At 59.5% G+C, this 21,425-nt stretch carries 25 protein-coding genes; 10 read left to right on the plus strand and 15 right to left on the minus strand.

The genetic code is table 11. The features are described 5' to 3' along the window. Positions 1 to 92: 92 nt before the first annotated feature. The 5 genes from H7847_RS01155 to H7847_RS01175 form a co-directional block, all read right to left on the minus strand. Positions 93 to 1,031 carry a 2-hydroxyacid dehydrogenase gene (locus H7847_RS01155; RefSeq protein WP_227267545.1) on the minus strand — a complete coding sequence of 313 codons (939 nt, stop codon included), beginning with the start codon at positions 1,029 to 1,031 and terminating at the stop codon, positions 93 to 95. A gap of 11 nt (positions 1,032 to 1,042) precedes the next feature. Further along, complete coding sequence (locus tag H7847_RS01160) at positions 1,043 to 1,381, minus strand: tRNA-binding protein (RefSeq protein WP_227267546.1); 339 nt, start codon at positions 1,379 to 1,381, stop codon at positions 1,043 to 1,045. Then, positions 1,374 to 2,189: a pyrroline-5-carboxylate reductase gene (gene proC / locus H7847_RS01165; RefSeq protein WP_227267547.1), complete on the minus strand. Its 816-nt coding sequence runs from the start codon at positions 2,187 to 2,189 to the stop codon at positions 1,374 to 1,376. Before proC ends, H7847_RS01160 begins: the two co-directional genes overlap by 8 nt. A gap of 41 nt (positions 2,190 to 2,230) precedes the next feature. Beyond that, positions 2,231 to 2,731 carry a type III secretion system chaperone family protein gene (locus tag H7847_RS01170; RefSeq protein WP_227267548.1) on the minus strand — a complete coding sequence of 167 codons (501 nt, stop codon included), beginning with the start codon at positions 2,729 to 2,731 and terminating at the stop codon, positions 2,231 to 2,233. A 325-nt stretch (positions 2,732 to 3,056) separates the two neighbouring features. Next, positions 3,057 to 3,299: an accessory factor UbiK family protein gene (locus H7847_RS01175; protein WP_227267549.1), complete on the minus strand. Its 243-nt coding sequence runs from the start codon at positions 3,297 to 3,299 to the stop codon at positions 3,057 to 3,059. Positions 3,300 to 3,392: 93 nt separating this feature from the next. On the opposite strand from H7847_RS01175, the gene lgt reads away from it, so the two are divergent. The 4 genes from lgt to H7847_RS01195 all read left to right on the plus strand — a co-directional run bounded on the left by lgt (position 3,393) and on the right by H7847_RS01195 (position 7,604). Continuing rightward, positions 3,393 to 4,277, plus strand: a complete 885-nt coding sequence (gene lgt, locus H7847_RS01180; RefSeq protein WP_227267550.1) for a prolipoprotein diacylglyceryl transferase — start codon at positions 3,393 to 3,395, stop codon at positions 4,275 to 4,277. After that, entirely contained in the window at positions 4,274 to 5,332 is a 1,059-nt protein-coding gene (locus H7847_RS01185) for a class I SAM-dependent methyltransferase (protein ID WP_227267551.1), read from the plus strand. The genes lgt and H7847_RS01185 overlap by 4 nt, the downstream gene beginning before the upstream one ends. Continuing rightward, on the plus strand, positions 5,329 to 6,084 hold the full coding sequence (pgeF, locus tag H7847_RS01190; protein WP_227267552.1) for a peptidoglycan editing factor PgeF: 756 nt from the start codon (positions 5,329 to 5,331) through the stop codon (positions 6,082 to 6,084). The genes H7847_RS01185 and pgeF overlap by 4 nt, the downstream gene beginning before the upstream one ends. A 752-nt stretch (positions 6,085 to 6,836) precedes the next feature. Next, positions 6,837 to 7,604, plus strand: coding sequence for a Hint domain-containing protein (locus H7847_RS01195; protein WP_227267553.1), 768 nt, complete (start codon positions 6,837 to 6,839; stop codon positions 7,602 to 7,604). Between the two features lies 1 nt (position 7,605). Here the strand turns inward: H7847_RS01195 and H7847_RS01200 are convergent, their stop codons facing one another. Then, the gene (locus tag H7847_RS01200; RefSeq protein ID WP_227267554.1) at positions 7,606 to 8,106 is read right to left on the minus strand and encodes an Lrp/AsnC family transcriptional regulator; all 501 of its coding nucleotides are present in this window, start codon (positions 8,104 to 8,106) and stop codon (positions 7,606 to 7,608) included. A 198-nt stretch (positions 8,107 to 8,304) separates the two neighbouring features. Between H7847_RS01200 and trxB the strand changes: the two genes are divergently transcribed. Then, positions 8,305 to 9,285 carry a thioredoxin-disulfide reductase gene (trxB, locus tag H7847_RS01205; protein WP_227267555.1) on the plus strand — a complete coding sequence of 327 codons (981 nt, stop codon included), beginning with the start codon at positions 8,305 to 8,307 and terminating at the stop codon, positions 9,283 to 9,285. 163 nt (positions 9,286 to 9,448) lie between these two features. Continuing rightward, positions 9,449 to 10,750 carry a cytochrome P450 gene (locus H7847_RS01210; RefSeq protein WP_227267556.1) on the plus strand — a complete coding sequence of 434 codons (1,302 nt, stop codon included), beginning with the start codon at positions 9,449 to 9,451 and terminating at the stop codon, positions 10,748 to 10,750. A gap of 51 nt (positions 10,751 to 10,801) precedes the next feature. Here H7847_RS01210 and H7847_RS01215 read toward each other — a convergent pair whose 3' ends face one another. Then, positions 10,802 to 11,026: a DUF1150 family protein gene (locus H7847_RS01215; protein ID WP_227267557.1), complete on the minus strand. Its 225-nt coding sequence runs from the start codon at positions 11,024 to 11,026 to the stop codon at positions 10,802 to 10,804. 4 nt (positions 11,027 to 11,030) lie between these two features. Next, positions 11,031 to 11,444 carry an Hsp20 family protein gene (locus H7847_RS01220; RefSeq protein ID WP_227267558.1) on the minus strand — a complete coding sequence of 138 codons (414 nt, stop codon included), beginning with the start codon at positions 11,442 to 11,444 and terminating at the stop codon, positions 11,031 to 11,033. A gap of 159 nt (positions 11,445 to 11,603) precedes the next feature. Between H7847_RS01220 and H7847_RS01225 the strand changes: the two genes are divergently transcribed. The 3 genes from H7847_RS01225 to H7847_RS01235 all read left to right on the plus strand — a co-directional run bounded on the left by H7847_RS01225 (position 11,604) and on the right by H7847_RS01235 (position 13,459). Further along, the gene (locus tag H7847_RS01225; RefSeq protein WP_227267559.1) at positions 11,604 to 11,828 is read left to right on the plus strand and encodes a YdcH family protein; all 225 of its coding nucleotides are present in this window, start codon (positions 11,604 to 11,606) and stop codon (positions 11,826 to 11,828) included. Between the two features lie 82 nt (positions 11,829 to 11,910). Beyond that, positions 11,911 to 12,399: a 5-(carboxyamino)imidazole ribonucleotide mutase gene (gene purE / locus H7847_RS01230; protein ID WP_227267560.1), complete on the plus strand. Its 489-nt coding sequence runs from the start codon at positions 11,911 to 11,913 to the stop codon at positions 12,397 to 12,399. After that, a complete protein-coding gene (locus H7847_RS01235) occupies positions 12,392 to 13,459 on the plus strand; it encodes a 5-(carboxyamino)imidazole ribonucleotide synthase (protein ID WP_227267561.1) in 1,068 nt (355 codons plus the stop codon). The genes purE and H7847_RS01235 overlap by 8 nt, the downstream gene beginning before the upstream one ends. A 3-nt stretch (positions 13,460 to 13,462) precedes the next feature. Here the strand turns inward: H7847_RS01235 and H7847_RS01240 are convergent, their stop codons facing one another. The 4 genes from H7847_RS01240 to H7847_RS01255 all read right to left on the minus strand — a co-directional run bounded on the left by H7847_RS01240 (position 13,463) and on the right by H7847_RS01255 (position 17,745). Continuing rightward, entirely contained in the window at positions 13,463 to 14,608 is a 1,146-nt protein-coding gene (locus H7847_RS01240; RefSeq protein ID WP_227267562.1) for an alpha-D-ribose 1-methylphosphonate 5-triphosphate diphosphatase, read from the minus strand. Further along, entirely contained in the window at positions 14,595 to 15,350 is a 756-nt protein-coding gene (locus H7847_RS01245; RefSeq protein WP_227267563.1) for an alpha/beta fold hydrolase, read from the minus strand. Before H7847_RS01245 ends, H7847_RS01240 begins: the two co-directional genes overlap by 14 nt. Positions 15,351 to 15,593: 243 nt before the next feature. Beyond that, on the minus strand, positions 15,594 to 16,448 hold the full coding sequence (locus H7847_RS01250; RefSeq protein WP_227267564.1) for a DMT family transporter: 855 nt from the start codon (positions 16,446 to 16,448) through the stop codon (positions 15,594 to 15,596). Between the two features lie 526 nt (positions 16,449 to 16,974). Further along, positions 16,975 to 17,745: a sensor histidine kinase gene (locus H7847_RS01255; protein ID WP_227267565.1), complete on the minus strand. Its 771-nt coding sequence runs from the start codon at positions 17,743 to 17,745 to the stop codon at positions 16,975 to 16,977. Positions 17,746 to 17,847: 102 nt separating this feature from the next. Here H7847_RS01255 and H7847_RS01260 point away from each other — a divergent pair, with 102 nt between their 5' ends. Further along, entirely contained in the window at positions 17,848 to 18,453 is a 606-nt protein-coding gene (locus H7847_RS01260) for a response regulator (protein ID WP_227267566.1), read from the plus strand. A gap of 54 nt (positions 18,454 to 18,507) precedes the next feature. Here the strand turns inward: H7847_RS01260 and groL are convergent, their stop codons facing one another. The 3 genes from groL to H7847_RS01275 form a co-directional block, all read right to left on the minus strand. Further along, positions 18,508 to 20,151: a chaperonin GroEL gene (groL, locus tag H7847_RS01265; RefSeq protein WP_227267567.1), complete on the minus strand. Its 1,644-nt coding sequence runs from the start codon at positions 20,149 to 20,151 to the stop codon at positions 18,508 to 18,510. A 56-nt stretch (positions 20,152 to 20,207) separates the two neighbouring features. After that, a complete protein-coding gene (locus H7847_RS01270; RefSeq protein WP_227267568.1) occupies positions 20,208 to 20,519 on the minus strand; it encodes a co-chaperone GroES in 312 nt (103 codons plus the stop codon). Between the two features lie 184 nt (positions 20,520 to 20,703). Next, positions 20,704 to 21,381, minus strand: coding sequence for a DUF2161 domain-containing phosphodiesterase (locus H7847_RS01275; protein WP_227267569.1), 678 nt, complete (start codon positions 21,379 to 21,381; stop codon positions 20,704 to 20,706). Positions 21,382 to 21,425: the final 44 nt, after the last annotated feature.

Genomic DNA, 21,425 nt, shown 5'->3' on the forward strand with positions numbered 1-21,425 from the left:
GCGGCGTACCTGCAAGGCTCTGACACATCCAATCCGCGAAGTCTGCAGGGTCGGGCCTGCCCGCCCAGATAAGACCCGCGGATTGGCCAGTCTCATACCGCGTTCGGAAGAGGGTCACCGGCGAAAAAGGCGTCCAGATTGGCTAGGGTCATCATCCCCATATCTTCGCGCACTTCCAGCGCGGCGGTGCCGAGATGGGGTAGCAGCGTGACGTTTTCCATCGCAATCAGAGCGTCGGGAACGGTCGGTTCAAATTCATAGACATCCAGTCCGGCGCCCCCGATCTGGCCGCGCTGCAAGGCTGTGACAAGGGCTGCCTCTTCCACCACGTTACCCCGCGCGATGTTGATGAGATGGGCGTGCGGTTGCATCGCGGCCAGCACCTCGGCGTTGACCAGATGATGCGTCTCGGCACCGCCTGGCACAGCAATCACAAGAACATCAACCGCAGCAGCCAGAGACAGGAGGTCTGCTGCAGGCTGCGCTGGAAAATCCAACTCCTTGCGAGACCGGCTATGGTAGGCGACAGACATGCCAAAGCCAAAGTGGCAGCGACGCGCAATCGCCTGCCCGATGCGCCCCATACCGATAATCCCTACGGTCTTGCCGCTCAGATGCATGCCCAAAAGCTGCGTGGGGTGCCAGCCGGTCCAATCGCCGGCCCGCACCATCCGCTCCCCCTCACCTGCGCGGCGCGCGCTCATCAGCATCAGGCACATGGCCGTATCGGCAGTCGCATCCGTCACAGCGCCGGGCGTGTTGCTGACCGCGATCCCCGCGGCTTTGGCCGCCGCCACATCGATATGATTATAGCCCACGCCGAAATTGGCCAGAACCTGACACATCGGGGCGTCGACAGCCGCAAAAACTTCTGCCGAGAACATATCCCCCAGCGTCGGCACCACACCGTCATAATCGCGCAGGGCGGCGCACATTTCATCGTGCGACATTGGCGTTGTGATGTCGCGGACCGTCAGATCATAGGTTGCGCGGGCTGCGGCCTGTACGCTCTCAGGCAGGGGGCGTGTCATCAGAACCCTGGTCAATGCATGCGCCCTCCGGCAGGAACGTCCTGGTCCGGGCTGAGCAGCACCACTGCACCGTCCTTATCCGGCACACCCAGCACCAGCACTTCGGACATGAACGGTCCGATCTGGCGCGGTGGAAAGTTCACAACCGCCATCACCTGTTTGCCGACAAGGGTCTGCGGGGTGTAATGTACCGTGATCTGGGCGGATGTCTTCTTTTCGCCGATCTCCGGCCCAAAATCGATCCAAAGCTTGAGCGAGGGTTTGCGCGCTTCGGGAAAGAGTTCGGCGCGGGTCACGATGCCCGTGCGCACATCAACCTTCATGAAGTCGTCAAAAGTAATCTCATCCATTTGCCAGTTCCCTCGACCGATCTGCCGCAGCCGCGACCGCCCGCGCCAAAAGAGCGGGAAACCCCTGCTCCTGGTCCATCAAGACCTCAAGAGCGGCTTGGGTGGTCCCGTTCGGCGAGGTCACATTCACCCGCAATTGCGCCGGGCTTTCCTCCGCAGTGAGCGCCAGAGCACCTGCGCCTGCGACGGTTGCTTTGGCAAGCTGCAGGGCAATCTCCGCGTCCAGCCCCTGTGCCTCACCCGCCGCCGCCATGGTTTCGATCATGTGAAACACATAGGCCGGACCTGATCCGCTGACCCCTGTCACCGCGTCGATCTGTTGCTCATCCTCCAGGCGGACAACCTGGCCGACAGCCTCCAAAAGCGTTTCCGCTTCCGCCATGGCGTCTGCACCCGCTGCACTATTGCCCACAATGGCCGTAATCCCCTGAGAAATGGCCGCAGGAGTGTTTGGCATTGCGCGCACAACCGGTGTGTTCGCCCCCAAAATCCCTTCAAGATAGGCAAGCGTTATACCCGCCGCGACGCTGACGAAAAGCGTGTCTCCATCGCCCATCCGCTTCAGCGTCGGCAGCGCCTCTGCCATCATTTGCGGCTTGACCGCGACCAGCACGATGGCCGGTCTTTCAGGCAGATTGCCCGACAGATCCACGCCCGTGCCTTGCAACCATTCCGAGGGATTTGGATCGACCACCCAGACGGATCCAACCGGCAGGCCCTGTTCGAGCCAGCCGGCCAGCATCGCGGATCCCATTTTACCGCAGCCCAGAAGCACCAGCCCACCGGCTGCTATTCTGCTGTCTTTCATGAAGGCACCTCCCCCGAAATCAGATATTTCGGAGGAAAGTGTTACGCGCGACCGTATGCCTCTGCAATGGCGACCTGCAATGCCTGCTGTGGCGACTGATCGCCCCAGATCAGCAGTTGCATCGCAGGGTAATACCGCTCCGCGCTCATGACGGCGGCGGTAATCATCGTGTCGATCTGCTCGGCGCTGGCCACATTGCCCCCTGCGAGCATGAGACCATACCGATAGACCATCAGTTTCTGCTCTTCCCAATAGGTAAATGCACCCGCCCAGCATTGGTCGTTCACGTGGTTGAGGAGTTCAAAAAGCCCCGGCAGCTTTGCGTCCGGTGGCTCCATGTCGAAGGTGCAAACCATGCGGAGCGTCTCGTCATAAGCCGACCACGCGAGGGTCAGCGAATAGGTTCGCCACTGACCCTCCACCGCCATGGCGATCTGCTCGTCGGAAATCCGGTCAAAATCCCACTCGTGGTGAGCTGCCAGATGTTCAACGATGTCGATGGGGTGAATGTCGTCTTCAAGGTATTGTTCGGACAAGGCCATGGTGCCACCTCTTTTTATCGCTCTAGCGATTGAGGCTTTTGACAGCCCCCAATCCTAGGTGCCTGCTCTACAGTGCGGGGCGATCCCCCGATCTGCTACAATATATGGTGCGGTCTCAAACTGCATCTGGCAACCCCTATTCTTGTGGGTAAACACAATAAGTTGTGGATAGCCCAAAAACCGGCCCAATTTCTCGGCGTGTGTTAAGAAATCACGGCAAAAGGCCGCTGGCGGTAACCAAACGTTCATAAAATACAGGAGGAAGACGTTGCGAAAGGATCACCCGACCGCACAGGCGGGTCATATCCACATGATCAGCGCAGGATCAATCCTTGGCGTCAAGCGCGTCAAGACGTGCCTTGAGCGCCTCGTTCTCTTCCCGCGCCTTCTGGGCCATGGCGCGAACAGCGTCGAACTCTTCACGGGTCACAAAATCGCGATCTGCCAACCAGCGGTCCATCATGCTTTTTATCGCTGTTTCAGCTTCGTCGCGCGCGCCCTGAGCCACGCCCATCGCATTTGTCATCAGTTGCGAAATGTCATCGAACATCTTGTTGCGCGTTTGCATGTGCTGTCTCCGATTTGCCTGACCTTTATATGGACCCGTACCCCCTTATGTGCAAGGTTGACTTCCGCCGATGACCGGGGGCATGCATGCCCCATGCGTGCCATGATCCCCTTTCCGGATATCTCACCAGAGATTTTTTCGATCACCGTCTTCGGCTTTGAGCTGGCGCTGCGCTGGTATGCGCTGGCCTATATCGTGGGCATCGTGGTGGCCTGGCGGCTGGCGGTGCGGGCGGCTGGTCAGCCGAACCTGTGGCGCGCAGAAACACCCGTCATGAGCGCGGCACAGATCGAAGACCTGCTGACCTGGATCATTCTCGGCATCATTCTGGGCGGCAGGCTGGGCTATGTGTTTTTCTACCAGCCGGGATACTATCTGCAAAACCCAGCGGAAATCCTTGCGGTCTGGCAGGGGGGCATGGCGTTCCATGGTGGCTTACTTGGGGTAATCTGTGCGGGGTGGATATACACAAAGCGCCATCAGATCGCCCAGCTGAGCACGGCCGATCTGATCGCTCTTGGCGTCCCTGCCGGGCTGCTGCTGGGCAGGGTGGCAAACTTCATCAACGGTGAGCTCTGGGGCCGCCCGACAGAGATGCCCTGGGGTGTGGTTTTTCCGGGGGCTGCGGCGCAGGATTGCGCGGGCGTCGAAGGCCTTTGCGCCCGCCATCCCTCACAGCTTTACGAGGCGGGGCTCGAAGGTCTGGTGCTCGGCCTTTTGCTCGTCTGGCTCGTCTGGTGGCGCGGGGCGCTGAAAAAACCGGGACTGATCGCGGGCACATTCTTTGCCGGTTATGGCATGGCGCGCTTTTTCGTCGAGTTTTTCCGCCAACCGGATGCGCAGTTCATCACCCCCGAAAACCCTTTGGGCCTTGCGTGGCATGTCGGTGGCTGGGGTCTGACGATGGGGCAGATCCTCTCGACGCCGATGATCCTTTTGGGGCTGTGGCTCATCTTTCGGGCCCGCCCAGCCGCATGACCCTTACCGACCACATCGTGGGGCGCATTCTGGCAAGCGGCCCTATCAGTGTGGCGGATTACATGGCCGAATGCCTGCTGCATCCAACGCTTGGCTACTACACGACGCAGACCCCTTTTGGCACAGAGGGAGACTTCATCACCGCACCGGACATCAGCCAGATGTTCGGCGAAGTCATTGGCCTCTGTCTGGCGCAAACATGGGTTGACCAGGGCCGTCCAGCCCCCTTCACCCTGGCGGAACTGGGGCCCGGACGCGGCACGCTCATGGCCGATATCCTGCGCGCAACCTCCCGGATACCGGGCTTTCGGAAAGCAGCACAGGTTTCGCTGGTCGAAGCGTCATCCCGCTTGCAAGAAATCCAGCGCCAGAGCCTTGAGGAACATCCCGTTCACTTCCTGCGCTCTGCCGGGGATTTGCCTGACGCTCCCCTCTTCCTCGTCGCCAACGAGTTCTTCGACGCGCTGCCGATCCGCCAGTTCCTGCGCACCCCCACTGCTTGGAGAGAGCGTCAGATCGGTGTGGCTGACGGATCGCTGACCTTCGGTCTTGGGCCCGAAACCGCGCAACCCGCGCTGGATCGGCGGATGGCAGATACACAGGACGGTGATCTGGTCGAACACTGTCCGATGACGGCCCCAATCATCACTGCGATCAGCACGCGTATCGAGAGCCAGAGGGGGGCGGCGATCCTGATCGACTACGGCGACTGGCGGAGCCTTGGCGATACCTTGCAGGCCCTGCGGGGCCACCAGTCTCAAGACGTGCTGAGCGCTCCGGGCACATGTGATCTGACAGCCCATGTGGACTTTGAAGCCTTGGCGGAGGCCTCACACTGTGCCTTCACCAAGCTGACCCCGCAGGGTGTATTCCTTGAACGGCTGGGGATCACACAGCGGGCCCAGACACTCGCCGCCAACTTGACGGGACAGCCGCTGGAACAGCACATCCGCGCACATCGGCGCTTGACGCACCCCGACGAAATGGGAAACCTGTTCAAAGTGCTGGGCCTCTTTCCACAGGGCCAGGACCCTCCGCCGGGATTGGACGTATGACGCTTGAGATTCTGACAGCCGATTGTTTGTCGTCGGTTCGACACGGATTTTTTACCCGACGCGGGGGCGCGTCATCTGGCGTTTTTTCCGGGTTGAATTGCGGCTACGGCAGCTCTGACCAAACCGAGATCGTGGCGATCAACCGCGCCCGCGTCGCTCAGGCCCTGGGGGTTGGGCCAGACAAGTTGACAGGGGTGCATCAGGTGCATTCCGCCAAGGCCGTCGCTGCCGAGGCACCGCTCGACACACCGGTGCGCGCCGATGCGATTGTCACCAAAACCCCCGGCCTTGCGCTCTCCGTGCTGACGGCAGACTGCCAGCCGGTTCTTTTTGCGGACCCGGGCGCAGGGGTGATCGGGGCCGCGCATGCGGGCTGGCGCGGGGCCCTTGACGGTATCTTGGAGGCAACGCTGGACACGATGGAGGCGCTTGGTGCGCAGCGCGGATCGATCCGCGCAGTCATCGGCCCAAGCATTTCGCAGGCCGCGTATGAGGTCGGGCCTGAATTCTTTGATACTTTCATGGCTGCAGACAGCGGCTATGCAAGGTTCTTTGCCAATGGTGCCGGGGATCGGATGCACTTTGACCTGCCAGGCTTTGGGTTGCACCGGTTACGGGAGGCAGGCGTCGGCACGGCGGAGTGGACGCGCCATTGCACCTACACTGATCCGGAGCGGTTTTACTCCTACCGCCGCACGACGCACGCAAAAGAGGCTGACTATGGCCGCTTGATTGCCGCGATCCGGCTGTGAAACGCGGCCATTCAAGGCAAAACTAAGGCATAATTTGCCACCTGAGCGCCACAATTCGGGTAAACAATCAGTCGATTTCAGCACCATTGATAACCAAACGGGCGGTTTTTGCGCCTTAATCGCCTTGAAAACAACGCTCATCCCAACATTCCCCAAAATAGGGCAAATCGTTCAAAATTGAATCCAAGGTCACTTGTATTTTTTTAAACTTTTTTCTGTTTCGCCCCAAACCGGCCTAAATGCTCAGACAATTTAATGTTCGACGATAGGCGAAACTGACAAAGTGCAAGACAGAGCAGGAAGACCCATGAAACTCAACGACCGTTTCATCAAGTCCGGCATCGCAACATCCGAGGCAACGGATGTGCGGATGCCCTGGACGCGGGGCAGAGATAGACAAGAGCAAAGTGCAGAACGACAGCAACAGACACACGACGTCCACAGGACCGGGTAACCCCGCCCTCCAAAGTCGCAAGACCGTAAATCACCCTTCCAGCGATTCGCCTGGAAGGGTGATTTCGTTCAGCACATTGTGACCATCGACCCGGCTTTTGCGAAACAAATCAGCGTCAGTTGAGTTTACTTTCAGTGCTTGCGGAACAATTGATGCAAATTTTTGACAATTTGGGTGTAAACAGGCCTCGTTGTCTTCAGGTAGACACGAGAGAACTGTAACCGGTCCTTTCCGTGCTCGTCGGTGGGGTCGACGCGGGCTGTGACCTTTCTGGAAAAGGCGCTTGATGAGTACCCCCATGCTTCGCACACCGCAGCCTGAGCAGGCTGATCTGCAATCTCCCGGATTTACGGACACAAGCGCTCGGTCGGAGCTGGTGCCGAGACCCGCGTTTGGCATCCGCATTGCCGACATCTCTGCACTCAAATGTGACGGCACGATCGTGACCGGGCAACGGAAAATTCCAACGCTTCCAGATTTTGACAAGGTCTTTGCCGCCTTTGCACAAGGCACCCTCTTTCAGGCTGAGCAGGGGTTTGTCGCTGTCGAAGACCTCCTGCCCGGCGACTGGCTGATGACTGCGAATGGCACGCCGGAGCAGGTCACCTGGATCGGGTCAACGACCTTTTCCGCCGGCGATCCGGCAGGTCACGCCCCTATTGTCCGCGTCATGGCGGATACTTTCGGCATGAACCGGCCCGAGAACTCTATCAATCTTGGCCCCGCCGCGCGTGTCCTGCAAACCCCACCTGATTTGCGGGCCGCCGTTGCACCAAACGGGATGATGACACCGACCGGGCGGTTTGTGGATGGTGTGAGCGTGGTTGATATCCTGCCGCCAGCTCCAGTGCGGTTGTTCCACGTGGCTCTGCGCCAGCACGCCGCTCTCATGGCAAACGGGCTGGAGGTCGAGAGCTATCATCCCGGCACCACATCGCTGAGGCATCTTTCCCAGACCCTGCGCACGACCTTCTTGTCGCTCTTTCCGAATATTACGCTGCTGAGCGACTTCGGTCCGTTGCATTATCCGCGCGCAACGGACGACAAGGGCCAGTCTGCCGCATAGGCTAGGCAGAGGCGGCCAGACGCTCTTCAAGCACCTCAAAGGGCACGCCAGGGTCATCTTTGGCCCCGCGAATAACCAAGGATGTCTTGACGCTGGCCACGTTGGGGGTGGTCAGCAATTCGCCGGTCAGAAAGCGCTGAAAACTCGAAAGGTCGGGGGCGGCACATTTCAGAATGAAGTCCACCTCGCCGTTGAGCATGTGACACTCGCGCACCAGAGGCCAGGCGCGGCAACGATCCTCAAAGGCCGTCAGGTCCGCTTCGGCCTGGCTCGCAAGCCCCACCATCGCAAAAACCTGCACCTCGAACCCGAGCGCACGCGCATCCACGTCGGCATGATACCCTTTGATGTATCCGGCCTCTTCAAGTGTGCGCACCCGGCGCAGACAGGGCGGCGCAGAAATGCCCACGCGCTTTGCCAACTCGACATTTGTCATGCGACCGTCCGCCTGCAGTTCTGCAAGAATCTTTCGGTCAATCGGATCTAAACGCATCGTTGCCATATCTCCCCCGGAATTTTCGGTTGTTATAACACCACCGGCAAGACGCGCAATAATGTTTCGCAAACACGCAAGATTCTTTCTAGCATTTCGAACCACCGCAACTCCGTCATGCACAAGACGCAGGCACCGGGGGGTTTAAGCTGGAAAAGGACACCTATATATCCCAACCTGCTGCTCAGATTAAGATTGGGGATTCTCATGGGGACTACACGGCGCACACGCGTTCTTATTATCGGGTCCGGTCCAGCCGGGTACACGGCTGCGGTCTATGCCAGCCGCGCGATGCTAAACCCCATTCTGGTGCAGGGGATCGAACCTGGCGGCCAGTTGACCACCACCACGGAGGTCGAGAACTGGCCCGGTGATACCGAAGTACAGGGACCTGACCTCATGGTGCGGATGCAGGAGCATGCCAAAGCCATGGGCACCGAGATTATCGGCGACATCATCACCGATCTGACCCTCGACCAGCGCCCTTTCGTGGCAACCGGGGACAGTGGCACAACCTATCTGGCCGATGCCGTGATCCTGGCGACCGGCGCGCGCGCCAAATGGCTGGGGCTGCCGTCGGAGGAGAAGTTCAAAGGCTTTGGTGTCTCCGCCTGTGCGACCTGTGACGGGTTTTTTTACCGAGGGCAGGAGATCGTTGTCATCGGGGGCGGAAATACGGCTGTCGAAGAAGCGCTTTTCCTCACCAATTTCGCCTCAAAGGTCACTCTTGTACATCGCCGCGATGAGCTGCGTGCGGAGAAGATCCTGATCGATCGACTGATGAAAAACCCCAAGATCGAGCCGTTGTGGTTTCACGAACTCGACGAAGTTGTGGGGACCGAGAACCCCCTGGGCGTTGAGGCGGTGCGTGTCAAGCATACCAAGACCGGTGAGATCACCGAAATCCCCGCCAAGGGCGTCTTTGTGGCAATCGGCCATGCGCCGGCCAACGAATTGGTCAAGGACGTGCTGGAAACCCACATGGGCGGCTATGTGGTGACAAAACCCGACAGCACCGAGACGTCGATCCCCGGCGTCTTTGCGGCGGGCGATCTGACCGACCACAAATACCGCCAAGCGGTAACGTCAGCAGGGATGGGATGCATGGCCGCGCTTGAGGCGGAGCGGTTTTTGGCGGAAAATGAAGCCGACACCCCGGTTTCAGAAGACGTCGCCGCCGCCGAGTAATCGACATCGGGACCGCAGGATGCCCCCCCCCTCAGGGGGGGTGTTGCGTGCGCACGGTGGTTTAAGGCGGCTCTCATCCGCCTGATGGATAACGCTTGATGTGCCAATCGGCACAAGGTCCAGCCCCCTTCAAGCGAGGTCATCCATGCCCAGCCGAGCCGCATTGTCCCATATCCCCGGCCCTCCTGTGCCCCCCATCATCGGCCATACCCTGAAGATTGCCAAAGACAGCTACGGCACGCAGCAGGACTACATCCGCCGCTACGGTCCCGTTTACAAAACAAAAATGCTGGGGGTTTGGCGTGTCAACCTGTGCGGCCCCGAGGCGCTGGAATATGTGCTTTTGGACAAGGAAAAAATCTTTTCCTCCGCCGGGGGGTGGGACGCGCTGCAACGCATTTATCCCGGTGGCCTGATTCTTCAGGACTTTGACGGCCACCGGCAAAACCGCCGGATCATGATGGCGGCCTTTCGGGCCTCTGCCATCCGCGACTACCGCGAACGGATGGGCAATGTGATGGCGGACCTGATCGCCACATGGCCGGACGACCGACCGTTTGATTTCTACACCGCTATAAAATCGCTGACACTGCGCATGGGCGGGGCGGTTTTCATGGGTCTGCCGCTTGACGGCGCGTTGGCAAAAAAAATCAACCGGGCCATCACCGATGAGATCCGTGCCTCCGTCACGCTGATCCGCCAGCCGATCCCCTTGACGCCCATGTGGCACGGGGTGCGCGGGCGCGACTTTCTGCGGGAGACCTTTCGCAAAATGATCCCGGAGCGGCGCGCAGCAGGCGGCGATGATTTCTTTTCGCAGATGTGTCTGGCGACAGATGAGGACGGCCACGGCTGGAGCGAGGATGAAATCCTGAACCAGTTCAACCTGCTGATTATGGCCGCGCACGACACCACCGCCACCTCGATGACCGTGATGATGGCAGCTCTCGGCGCCCATCCCAACTGGCAGCAGCGCTTGGTTGAGGAGGTAGAGAGCCTGGGCGACGCGCCGCTCAATGAAGAGGCGCTTGGCAGGATGGTTGAGACCGACAAGGTTTTTCGCGAGGCACTTAGGCTCGTGCCGCCCGTCCCCTTCATCCCGCGCATGGCAACCCGTGATTTTCACTGGAAAGGGTTTGACATCCCGGCGGGCACCTCGCTGGCGCTCAATCCCGGCGTCACGATGCTGTCCCCCGATCTCTTTACCAATCCAACCGTGTTCGACCCCGACCGGTTTTCGCCCGAGCGGGCCGAAGACCGCATACACCGTTTTGCATGGTCCCCCTTTGGCGGCGGGGCACACAAATGCCTCGGCATGCATTTTGCCACGATGCAGGTAAAGCTTTTCATGGCAACACTCTTGCGCCAGCGTCGTATCGCTTTGCCACAGGGCACGCCGGCCTGGCAACGGATGCCGATACCGAAACCCAAAGGCGGGTTACCGGTCCTTCTGGCGAAAGCTTAGACGCCGCGCAAAGCCGCAGGGATCGACCTGCGGCTTTGCGGTGTGCGGGGTCTAGTGAACCGGTACAGGCGCGTAATCGTTCTGGCGCGCCAGACGGAAGGCCAGCTTGCGGTCGGCAACCAAGGCAAGCTGCTGGCCATCGCTGTCATGCACGGCATAAAGCTGTTCCAGCCCTTCGATCTTACCCTGCACTTCGCTTGGCAAATCCGATACATCCACTGTTTTCACGTAAACAATGCGATTTTCATCTGGTGTTGTTTCAAATGGTTCCTGCATCTCGTTACCCTTTCCTGATGTTAATCGTTTGAACAACTGATTGTGGCTTTTCTCGGGTCAAATCGACGTGAAGCAACCCGTTTTCCATCACGGCTTCGCCCACGTCCACCCCATCTGCCAGCACAAAACTGCGCTGGAACTGGCGTGCGGCGATCCCGCGGTGCAAGAACACGCGGCCCTCGCTGTCATCGCTCTGCCGTCCGCGGATCACCAATTGGCGATCCTCAACCGTGATGGACAGGTCCTCATCCGCAAACCCGGCAACTGCGAGCGTGATGCGGTAGGAAAAGTCCGAAGTCTGTTCTATATTAAAAGGCGGATAGCCTTCGTTGCCGGATTTCGCGGCCCGTTCCAGCAATCTTTCAAGCTGCTCGAACCCCAGCATGTGGGGATAAGCTCCGAGAGTCATTTTGGTCATACGACACGTCCTTATGGATCAAGCGACAGTCACGCGCCGGTCCCGTTTCGGCAACCGACACCACCAATATGGGAAGCCTTCTGAGCGAACGCAAGGGCTAGGCGGTTTCGGTCCAACGCCCTATATTGGGCGCAGTCCAAACAGTGGAATCACACCCCAATGAATGCTCCCACCGATCTGTCGATGAAAACGGATGAAGTCTTGCGGGTCGAGCTTGCTGTTTTTCGACGGGAGCACCGGGATCTGGATGACGCGATCCAGGCCCTTGCTGAAAAGAACACCGCGGACCAACTGACCCTGCAGCGCCTGAAAAAGCGAAAATTGCGCCTCAAGGACCTCATCGCCCTGATCGAGGACAGGTTGACCCCGGATATCATTGCCTGAACGCGCAACCCGCATTGCGCCTCAAGCGCGCTTGACTATAGTGCGGCACTTCGAAGAACAGGCAGTAAAAGGGCCTTAAGACATGAGCACTCCCGCCGTTGGGATCATCATGGGCAGTCAGTCGGACTGGCCCACCATGCGCGAGGCCGCCCAGGTTCTGGACGATCTGGGCATTACCTATGAACAGCGCATCGTCTCGGCCCACCGCACACCGGACCGCTTGTGGGATTATGGGACGGGCGCGGTCGACCGGGGCCTTCAAGTCATTATCGCAGGGGCGGGCGGCGCGGCGCATCTGCCCGGCATGATGGCCTCAAAGACCCGGGTGCCGGTGATCGGTGTCCCGGTTCAGACCAAAGCGCTGTCCGGCGTTGATTCGCTTTATTCGATCGTGCAGATGCCCCGCGGATACCCCGTCGCCACCATGGCCATCGGGGCCGCCGGAGCTGCCAATGCGGGGCTGATGGCGGCAGGCATTCTGGCCTTGCATGACACCGATCTTGCCACACGGCTGGAGACCTGGCGCGCCCGCCTGTCGGCCTCGATCCCCGAGGTCCCCGTCGATGACTGAGCCGCTCGGGACAGGGGCGATCATCGGCATTCTGGGCGGCGGACAGTTGGGCCGGATGCTGGCGGTTGCGGCTGCACGGTTGGGCTTGAAGTGCCACATATTCGACCCCGGAACCGAGCCCCCGGCCGGCCACACGGCCTACCGCGTCACAAGAGCCGACTACGAAGACAACGCCGCGTTGATTGGCTTTGCGCAGAGCGTCGATGTGGTCACCTATGAATTCGAGAATATTCCCACCTCGGCGCTGGACATCCTCGAGGCGATCGTGCCGATCCGGCCCGGCCGGGAGGCTCTGCGCGTCAGCCAGGACCGGCTGACGGAGAAAAACTACCTTCAAGACCTCGGCCTGAGGGTCGCCCCCTTTGCCGCCATCTCAGATGCCGCTTCGCTTGCGGTGGCGCTGGCGGAAATCGGCACGCCTTCCATCCTCAAAACACGGCGCTTTGGCTATGACGGCAAGGGGCAGGCCCGGCTCTCAACCCCCGAGGACGCTCCGCAGGCGTTAGCGGATATGGCCGGGGCCCCTGCAGTTCTGGAAGGGTTTGTGACCTTCAGCCATGAGGTCTCCGTGATTGCCGCGCGCAGCGCGCGCGGTGAGGTGGCCTGCTTTGATCCCGGTGAAAATGTGCACCGCGACGGCATTCTGCACAGCACCACCGTGCCCGCGCGCCTGTCGGCCAAGCAGCGGGCAGACGCCGTGCTGGTCGCCGCCAAGCTCCTGAATGCGCTCGACTATATCGGCGTTCTGGGGGTGGAGCTCTTTGTCACGCCGCAAGGGCTGGTCGTGAATGAAATCGCCCCGCGCGTGCACAACTCCGGCCACTGGACGCAAAATGGCTGCGCGGTGGATCAGTTCGAGCAGCATGTCCGGGCAATTGCCGGGTGGCCTTTGGGCGACGGCACCCGCCATAGTGACGTCACGATGGAGAACCTGATCGGTCACGACATGGAGCGAGTGCAGGAGATCGCCCGCGAGGCCAACGCAGCGCTCCACCTCTATGGCAAGGCCGAGGTCAAAGCGGGCCGCAAGATGGGCCATGTGAACCGGATCACGCGCTGACCGCTAGGCCGGGAAGAACCGATCCGCGATATCGCCCAACAGATAGCTGAAACGCCCCTGAGCCAGGGTGGCCGCGACATGTTGGGTCTCACGATCCAGAATGACGATATCGGCGCGTTTGCCCGGTGCCAGGACGCCTCGGTCCTTGAGCCCAAGGACACGTGCGGGGCCTTCCGACACAAGCGCCCAGGCCTCCGGAAGGCTCAATACCCCTGTCTGCGTCAGATGAAGGGCCGCACGGCGCGGGCTTGGGTAGTGGTAATCTGAGGCCAGCGCATCGCAAAGCCCCAAGGCCGCCAGCTCGGTCGCACTGGCATTGCCCTTATGCGAGCCCCCGCGCACCACATTAGGCGACCCCAGCACGATGAGATCACCGCTGGCGCGGGCCGCCTCTGCTGCCTCCTGCGTTTCAGGAAACTCGGCAACATGGGCCCCCCGCGCATGCCAGATGTCCCGGCCTGTCCGGGTCGCGTCATCGTGGCTGCCCAGCCGAATATCGGCGGCCGAAAGCCGACCGCAGAGCTTGTCCAGGGCCACAGGCACCGTCGCCGATTGTGCATGCAGGTCCTTCATCATCTGAAAATGCACATCCGGGTTGCGCCCAGCCTTGAGCGCCTGCCCCACCATCCGCGGCGGCTGACGGCCCTGGGCAAGGCGATCATGCGGCAGATGGTCATTGAAAACGACATAATCCACACCCCATTGCGCCACCAGGTCCGGCACCTCTTCGTAAAGATCAAGCAAATGCGTCTCAAAACGCAGTTGCGCGCGGACATCGGTCACAAGCGTCGGGGCCGTGGTCCGGATCGCGCTGAAGACCCTATCCGCAAATTCAAGGCCGCGCAGCCCGCCTTCCCAACTGACAAACTGCGCCAGAACCGCCGTGGTGATCCCGTTGGCGGCCAGCTCAGCCTCGGTCGATAAAAGCCCTTCGGCAATCTGCATCATCGCCCCGCGGCGCGGGGCCACATGGCGCTCAAACCCGTCGCCATGCACGTCAATGATGCCGGGCAGGACGATATAGCCGGTCAGATCGACGTCACGGGCCGGCGTGACATCGACAACATGCCCCGCATGGATGCACAAACCCTCCGTGTGCAGGCCCTGCGGTCCGAGGATCTGGGCCCCGGTCAGTCTAAGGTTGGCCAACTTGCTCTCCCACCCCGGGCACACAACTCCCGTCCGGGCAGCCAATCTGTTCAAGCACCGCATCAAACCAGGTCAGGCTGCGATCAAAGGCACCGGTGTTCAGAAATGTCATGACCTGGCCGATCACCCTGGGATTGTTCATCATGAAGGTGTGCGTCACGGGCAATGTGATATGGTCTTTCATGCCAATGACACGGGTGGAATAGACCGAGACCTTGCCGTCATCGGGTCCCGGCAACAAGGAGGAAAAATAAGGATTGAGCGATTGATCCCCTGCGATCACGCCAAGCTCGAAGTTCACCGACGGCAATCGACGCGGCAAATCCTCGGGGCCGGTGCCGAGCTGCTCCCCTGCAGGCCCGTTGATCCAGCCAAAGGCCTCGATGTTGTCGAAGGAATCGACAACCTCGCTGCCCTGATTGGGGGGCCCCAGCATCACGACTCGCCCGATCCGATCCGCGCCCCCATCTGCCGCCCACTGCCGCAACAAGATACCCCCCATCGAATGGGTGACAAAATCAACCGGTCCCTGAGGACCGCAGGCGGCCACCGCATCCGGCAGGGTCCGGGCAACCAGTTCAGCGACCGGTGCCTCGGTTGAGGGATATCCCGGCCGGACAACGCGAAAACCTTCCGAGGCCAAGGCTGCTTCCATCAAGGCAAAGGAGAGCTCCGTTCGGGCCAGACCGTGCAACAGCACAACACATCTTTCCTGCGCTGAAGCCGGAACGCCCCAGAACATTGAAATCGCCAAGATGAAAAAGATGACCCGTACCATGTACTCTGAGATAGGTGTGTTCAGGGAACTAAAAAAGCTTAACGTTACGCGTATTGTCAGGAATAGGTTGAAGTGGCTGTAAAATCATCCCGCCTTGCCCTCTGCACCGTCATTGTGCATTCGGATAGCCTGTTGTTGGTCAATGCCTGGCCTAACAGCACTAGCCGGCTGCGCTGGCCAAGGTCGCCTTTGACCCGCAGGGGTCCCTTAATCACGACCGATTGGAGCCGATCGTGACGTAACGGCCAAGCCAATTCCCGAGACCACCAGCACCGCAGACAGGGCAACCGTCAACGTTAAAACCTCGCCAAGCAAGAGCGCCCCTGCACCTATTGCAATGATCGGCACGCTGAGCTGTACGACAGCGGCAACACTTTGCTGCAAATCGGGCAGCACGTTATACCAAAGTGCGTAGCCCAGCCCGGAGGTCAAAGCCCCGCACGCCACCGCCAGCGCAATACCGATCACCGAGACATGGTCCACAAACGGCAAGATCAGGACACCGAGTATGGGCAGGCACAGCGCAAAATTTGCCGCAGTCGAGGCCAGAGGATTACGCGACGATTTTCCCGAAAGCGTGTAGGCCGCCCACCCCAGACCCGCCACAACCATGCTGGCTGCCCCCGAAAAATCCACATTGGACTGATCTTGCGGCACCGGCCACAGCGCGATCACGAGGCCTGTGAAAGCGATGCCAGCGCCAGTGATCTGGCGCGTCGTCGGGCGGGCGCCGAAAAAGCTTGCATAGACAAACATCGTGATTTGCACGACCCCAAAGAGGATCAGCGCCCCAAGGCCCGCATCAAGGCTGATGTAGGCCAGGGAAAAACCGATCATATAGGCAGAGAGGCTGATTGCCCCAATAAAGCGGCTTTTGCCGCGCCAAGGCAACTCTGCACCGCTGACCAAAACCAGCGTGCACAGGCAAAGAGCCCCGGCAAATACCCGAATCAGTGCAAAGCTTATCGGATCGATGTGCCCCGGCTCGACCGCCATACGGGTCAGAATGGAGTTGGCCGCGAATGCGATCATGGTGAAACCGGTCAGAAGAATAAGGCGCATCCGGAGGCTTTATCTCCTGACGGCAGCTGAGCCAAGGGCAACAACACGGCGCGGGCCTGCTTTCTGTTGTAAAACTGCAATCGCAGGCATGATCCTCCAAGCTTGTTCGGGCCAAGAAGCAAACGACGATCAGCGTCCATAAGGGTTATTCGTGATGCGCCCAAGGACCCTGCGAGCTCACATGGAATGCGATTGGCGGGGGAGAACCCAGCCTGTTCGTGATCCTTTCAAACAGGTTGCCGAAGACTGCAAGAACTTGGCAGCCCCAAGCTGCCAGGGATTGACGCGAGAACCATTGCTTCATTCGACACTTTGGCCGATTGATCGCGACCCCGGCAAGAGAAAGGAAGACAGCTTGTGGAAGAACGCAGGACACAAGAGCATCAATGCCATCTCCAGCATGCCGTCCCAGGCCTGCGCCGCGCGGTCTCATGTCAGGCCGTTTGATGTGGTCTTCTGGAACACCCTCTGCCATCAGACCACCCCCAATATTCTGGCATCAGAAGTACCGTCCCAAAGCCTGCTGTCAGGACTGAGCGGGTGAACACGGCAGCGCTGCTGGTTGCTTTGGCAACGACACTTCGATGAGCGTGCCACGCGCGCCCTTCGCGTCCGAGACCGTCGCACGCCCCCCATAGACCTGTGCAATCTTGCGCACGATCGCCAACCCCATCCCACTGCCTTCCACCTCATCCCGTGGGCGCAGGGTCGTCATGGCCCCAAAAATCTTTTCACGATACTCGGGCGCAATGCCGGGCCCGTCATCTTCGACGCGCAACACGGTTTGCCCGGCCTCTTCACAAAAGGAGATCAGAATTGACCCCGCGGTTTTATCGTGATGTTTGATCGCATTGGAGATTAGCTGGGTCAACAACGTCAGGCCGTCCCTTTCCCCGATGTAGAGGTCGTTGGTGTCCAGTTCTGCCCTGACCTGGAACCCCGGCGGGATGCGCATCTCCTCAAGCACTTCTGTTAGGGCCACATCAACCGCAATCTCGCTCACGTCCTGCATGCGCCCCACGCGCGAAAATGCCAGCAAATCCACCAGCATGCGATCAAGCCGCCCCGTGTGGCTGTTCATCAGGGCAATGCTCTCTGCAACCGACCCCTCGACCTTGATCCCAGCCTCGGCCAGGTCATCGGAAATCCATTGCGGCAATTCTATCAGAGCCCTGACGGAATTGCGCACGTCGTGGCTCACCAGGTAAATGAAATCTTCGAATTCGGTGGAGGAGGATACCGGGTCCAGACCGGACGTCACAGGGGCCTGCTGATGCAGTTCAGGGGGGGTGTTCATGGCACAGATCTCCGCAAGTCGTAGCTGCTGGCTATCATACCGGATTGAATACACCGTTAACGCCTCAACGTTTCCTTTCGCGGCCACAGGATGGCCCGCTTGGTGAAATGGGCCTTCGCGCGCCATCTTTGGCAATCATTCGTAAACTTCTTTGGGCATATGATCAGCATGTATGAAGTTTCTGAAGATACCGGGCACGCGGGGGATCACCGCATCCTTTCGGATCAAAACCTGCTCCGGCCCCGCAACGGAAGGACAAGAAGAACCCTAATGGCGCTACCTCCTCAGCCCGCCACTTTTCTCTTGGTCGATGACGATCACGTCAGCATATGGGCCATGAAAAGGGCAATTCAAAAACTTGGGATCCTGAATGCCACAAAGGTCGCTCATGACGGGCAACAGGCCCTGGACACACTTTCTGCAGCCGCTGAGGAAGCCCAAGGCATATTACCGTCTTTCATCGTTGCCCTCGATCTGAATATGCCGCGGATGAGCGGTGCCGAATTTCTAAACGAGATCAGAGCAGTAAATGCTTTTTCAAAGCTGCCGGTCTTTGTGTTTCTGACATCCGGCCTGCCAGTGTCACACCAGGAAATTCCACCACAGAACGTCAGCGGATACCTGTGCAAAGACCACCTAGGCCAGACGCTCGAAAACGCGCTGAAATCCCTTGACCCCCGGGCGCACCGGGTCGAGTACGCAGCATAGAAAAAGGGCCCGCCAATCCAGCGAGCCCCAAAGTGTCACATGATGGTGTGTGGCTTACATCATGCCGCCCATGCCGCCCATGTCGGGCATGCCGCCACCTGCAGAGGCGCCTTCCTTGGACGGTTTATCTGCAACCATTGCTTCGGTCGTGATCAGCAGGCCCGCGATGGATGCCGCATCCTGCAGCGCTGTGCGGACGACTTTGGCCGGGTCAATTACGCCGAAAGCAAACATGTCACCATATTCTTCGGTCTGCGCATTGAAGCCAAACTTCAGATCGTCGCTCTCGCGGATTTTGCCCGCAACAACCGAGCCGTCGACGCCTGCGTTTTCAGCAATCTGGCGCAGCGGCGATTCGAGCGCCTTGCGCACGATGCCGATGCCGACGTTCTGGTCGTTGTTATCGCCGGTCAGACCCTCAAGATGCTTGCCCGCCTGAACCAGAGCAACACCACCGCCGACAACGATACCTTCCTGAACGGCTGCACGTGTCGCGTTCAGCGCGTCATCAACGCGGTCCTTGCGCTCTTTCACTTCCACTTCGGTCATGCCGCCCACGCGGATCACAGCAACACCACCTGCCAGTTTGGCAACGCGTTCTTGCAGCTTTTCACGGTCGTAGTCAGATGTGGTCTCTTCGATCTGGGTACGGATCTGAGAAACGCGGGCTTGGATTTCAGCCTTTTCGCCCGCACCATCGACGATTGTGGTCTCGTCTTTGGTGATCTGGATTTTCTTGGCCGAACCAAGCATGTCCATGGTCACGGACTCAAGCTTCATGCCGAGATCTTCGGAAATGACCTGACCACCTGTCAGGATCGCGATGTCCTGCAACATGGCCTTACGACGATCACCGAAACCGGGTGCTTTGACGGCCGCGATCTTCAGACCGCCGCGCAGCTTGTTCACAACCAGAGTTGCCAGCGCTTCGCCTTCAACATCTTCTGCGATGATCAAAAGCGGTTTTTGCGACTGGATGACTTGCTCCAGCAGTGGCACCATAGGCTGCAGAGAGGACAGTTTCTTCTCGTGCAGCAGCACGATGCAGTCTTCCAGCTCGGTGGTCATCTTGTCGGCGTTGGTGACAAAGTAGGGGCTCAGGTAGCCGCGGTCGAACTGCATCCCTTCAACCACGTCTGTCTCTGTTTCCAGACCTTTGTTTTCCTCGACGGTGATGACACCCTCGTTGCCAACCTTCTGCATCGCATCCGCGATCTGCTGACCAATTTCCGCTTCGCCATTGGCCGAGATCGTACCAACTTGTGCGACTTCGGCGCTGTCGTTGACTTCACGCGCAGCATCCTTGATCGCTGCGACAACCTTGGTCGTTGCCAGATCAATGCCCCGCTTGAGGTCCATCGGGTTCATGCCAGCGGCAACCGATTTCATCCCTTCCTTGACGATGGCCTGAGCCAGCACTGTCGCGGTGGTTGTACCGTCGCCTGCTTCATCGTTGGTCCGGGAAGCGACTTCCTTGACCATCTGTGCGCCCATGTTCTCGAACTTGTCTTCCAGTTCGATCTCTTTCGCCACGGATACACCGTCCTTGGTGATGCGCGGTGCGCCGAAAGATTTGTCCAGGACCACGTTGCGGCCTTTGGGGCCGAGGGTCACTTTGACCGCATCTGCAAGGATGTTCACACCCTTGAGCATACGGTTACGGGCATCGGTGTCGAATTTGACGTCCTTAGCAGCCATTTTGTTCTCTCCGTAAAATAGTTTTGTTCAGCGTTAGGTCAGACGATCCGGGGCGTTCAGGCTGCCTTTGCAGCCGCCGCAGGTTCGATGATCCCGAGGATGTCGCTCTCTTTCATGATGAGCAGCTCTTCGCCATCGAGGGTCACTTCCGTACCCGACCATTTGCCGAACAGGATTTTGTCGCCTTCGGCAACACCCATTTCGATCAGTTCGCCGCTGTCCTTGCGCGCACCTGCGCCACAAGCCACAACAATACCCTCAGCAGGCTTTTCTTTTGCGCTCTCGGGGATGATCAACCCGCCTGCGGTTTTTTCTTCGCTTTCAACGCGGCGTACCAGAACGCGGTCATGAAGTGGTTTGAATGTCATCTTTGCAGCTCCTTAAGGCTCAAAGTTTCTCCCTGACAGTTCCGGACCAGCCGTCCGGCACTGCCGTTATCACTCCTCAACGTCGAGTGCTAACGGCGCATAGCTAGGGATGTACAAAGCGCGAGTCAACAGGGACGAATACAAAAATTTTACGCCACCGCGCGACCGGCACGTTCACCCGGCATCACTGCCCTAGAACACGGCCCGAATCCTTCACCACTGCGGCGCCCGCGGGTGTAAGACCGTACATCCCCCTATCGACTTTTTCGAACCAGCCATAGTGATCGTCGCGCATCATGCGAGTTGCTTTCGCCACCCCGGTTTCACGCGCCACATCCGCGCCGCGACTTGCGCCCGCCTCAAAGAGAAAGAGCGCGATCTTCAGCGCATCCTGACGATAGGCCGTCACAAGACCGCTGCGCTGTTGCCCACCGATGTTGGGGTCTCCGACGCGACGCGCAAACTCGCGCAACAGCATCCCTTGGCGTTTTTTGGACAGCCGCGGGCTGTAAGGCCCAGGGTCGCAATGCACCTGCACCAAACCATCCGACAAACGCACCGTCATCAGCCCCAGCCCCAGCCGCCGCGCCAGCGTAACCGATTGCTTGACCGATCTGGCAAAGCGTTTCCCGCTGCGGTGCGCCACCGCGATATAGACGTCTTCTGTCACCGCCAGTCGCGCCACGGCCTGATGAAAGAGCGTCAGCGATAAAACCAGCTTCAACTCCACGATAACCGGCGGCTCCGCGCCGCGCCGGGCGACCACGTCAGCGGGTCCCACCTCGGATTTGACGACATAGCCCTGCCCTTGCAGCAGGGCCTTTACCGGGGCGTATAAATCCACCTCTTTTGGTGCTGTCATATGAGCCTCCAACGCAGGGGCACCCTAGCGGATTTGCGCCGGGA

The sequence above is a fragment of the Roseobacter weihaiensis genome, assembly GCF_020622345.1.
Lineage (GTDB): Bacteria > Pseudomonadota > Alphaproteobacteria > Rhodobacterales > Rhodobacteraceae > Roseobacter > Roseobacter weihaiensis.

Bases quoted from the DNA above. Each gene is read 5' to 3' on its own strand.
- H7847_RS01155 (WP_227267545.1), bottom strand. From the start codon at position 1,031: ATGACACGCCCCCTGCCTGAGAGCGTACAGGCCGCAGCCCGCGCAACC.
- H7847_RS01160 (WP_227267546.1), bottom strand. From the start codon at position 1,381: ATGGATGAGATTACTTTTGACGACTTCATGAAGGTTGATGTGCGCACG.
- proC (WP_227267547.1), bottom strand. From the start codon at position 2,189: ATGAAAGACAGCAGAATAGCAGCCGGTGGGCTGGTGCTTCTGGGCTGC.
- H7847_RS01170 (WP_227267548.1), bottom strand. From the start codon at position 2,731: ATGGCCTTGTCCGAACAATACCTTGAAGACGACATTCACCCCATCGAC.
- H7847_RS01175 (WP_227267549.1), bottom strand. From the start codon at position 3,299: ATGCAAACGCGCAACAAGATGTTCGATGACATTTCGCAACTGATGACA.
- lgt (WP_227267550.1), top strand. From the start codon at position 3,393: ATGCGTGCCATGATCCCCTTTCCGGATATCTCACCAGAGATTTTTTCG.
- H7847_RS01185 (WP_227267551.1), top strand. From the start codon at position 4,274: ATGACCCTTACCGACCACATCGTGGGGCGCATTCTGGCAAGCGGCCCT.
- pgeF (WP_227267552.1), top strand. From the start codon at position 5,329: ATGACGCTTGAGATTCTGACAGCCGATTGTTTGTCGTCGGTTCGACAC.
- H7847_RS01195 (WP_227267553.1), top strand. From the start codon at position 6,837: ATGCTTCGCACACCGCAGCCTGAGCAGGCTGATCTGCAATCTCCCGGA.
- H7847_RS01200 (WP_227267554.1), bottom strand. From the start codon at position 8,106: ATGGCAACGATGCGTTTAGATCCGATTGACCGAAAGATTCTTGCAGAA.
- trxB (WP_227267555.1), top strand. From the start codon at position 8,305: ATGGGGACTACACGGCGCACACGCGTTCTTATTATCGGGTCCGGTCCA.
- H7847_RS01215 (WP_227267557.1), bottom strand. From the start codon at position 11,026: ATGCAGGAACCATTTGAAACAACACCAGATGAAAATCGCATTGTTTAC.
- H7847_RS01220 (WP_227267558.1), bottom strand. From the start codon at position 11,444: ATGACCAAAATGACTCTCGGAGCTTATCCCCACATGCTGGGGTTCGAG.
- H7847_RS01225 (WP_227267559.1), top strand. From the start codon at position 11,604: ATGAATGCTCCCACCGATCTGTCGATGAAAACGGATGAAGTCTTGCGG.
- purE (WP_227267560.1), top strand. From the start codon at position 11,911: ATGAGCACTCCCGCCGTTGGGATCATCATGGGCAGTCAGTCGGACTGG.
- H7847_RS01235 (WP_227267561.1), top strand. From the start codon at position 12,392: ATGACTGAGCCGCTCGGGACAGGGGCGATCATCGGCATTCTGGGCGGC.
- H7847_RS01245 (WP_227267563.1), bottom strand. From the start codon at position 15,350: ATGTTCTGGGGCGTTCCGGCTTCAGCGCAGGAAAGATGTGTTGTGCTG.
- H7847_RS01250 (WP_227267564.1), bottom strand. From the start codon at position 16,448: ATGCGCCTTATTCTTCTGACCGGTTTCACCATGATCGCATTCGCGGCC.
- H7847_RS01255 (WP_227267565.1), bottom strand. From the start codon at position 17,745: ATGAACACCCCCCCTGAACTGCATCAGCAGGCCCCTGTGACGTCCGGT.
- groL (WP_227267567.1), bottom strand. From the start codon at position 20,151: ATGGCTGCTAAGGACGTCAAATTCGACACCGATGCCCGTAACCGTATG.
- H7847_RS01270 (WP_227267568.1), bottom strand. From the start codon at position 20,519: ATGACATTCAAACCACTTCATGACCGCGTTCTGGTACGCCGCGTTGAA.
- H7847_RS01275 (WP_227267569.1), bottom strand. From the start codon at position 21,381: ATGACAGCACCAAAAGAGGTGGATTTATACGCCCCGGTAAAGGCCCTG.